1 protein-coding gene is annotated in these 645 nt (G+C 68.1%); it reads right to left on the reverse strand.

What is annotated here, in order from left to right; genetic code table 11:
- Positions 1 to 54 precede the first annotated feature (54 nt).
- Positions 55 to 645 (reverse strand): oligopeptide/dipeptide ABC transporter ATP-binding protein (locus ACRX5W_RS33285; protein WP_436792131.1); only part of this gene is annotated, 591 nt, incomplete at its 5' end.

Below are 645 nucleotides of genomic sequence, written 5' to 3' on the forward strand. Positions count from 1 at the left end.
CCACCTCACGCTGAGGTGGCACCCCCGGGTTCACGAGCCGCGCTCACAGGCCGATCACTGCGCCCGCACGGTGTCCCGCACCTCGGCGAAGTGGCACGCGCTCGCGTGCGCGGCCGGTCCGGAAAGCCCGGACGGAGGCGCCAGGAGTGGTGCTTGCTCCGCACAGACGTCCTGCGCCTTCCAGCAGCGCGTGCGGAACCGGCAGCCGGACGGCGGGTTCACCGGCGACGGCACGTCACCGCTGAGAATGATCCGCTCCCGTCGCTCCCGTCCGTCCGGGTCGGGTACGGGCACGGCCGACAGGAGCGCCTGGGTGTACGGGTGGGTGGGGTGGTCGTAGATCTCGGTCTCGGTGCCGATCTCGACGATCTTGCCGAGGTACATCACCGCGACGCGGTCGGAGATGTGCCGCACGATCGACAGGTCGTGCGCGATGAAGACGTAACTCAGGTCGAACTCGTTCTGGAGCTTCTCCATCAGGTTGATCACCTGCGCCTGCACGGACACGTCCAGCGCGGACACCGGCTCGTCGCAGATGATCACCTCCGGATTCAGCGCCAACCCCCGCGCGATACCGATCCGTTGCCGCTGACCGCCGGAGAACTGGTGCGGATACCGGTTGATGTGCTCCGGATTCAGGCCGAC

It is taken from the genome of Yinghuangia sp. YIM S10712 (genome assembly GCF_051388935.1).
Lineage (GTDB): Bacteria > Actinomycetota > Actinomycetes > Streptomycetales > Streptomycetaceae > Yinghuangia.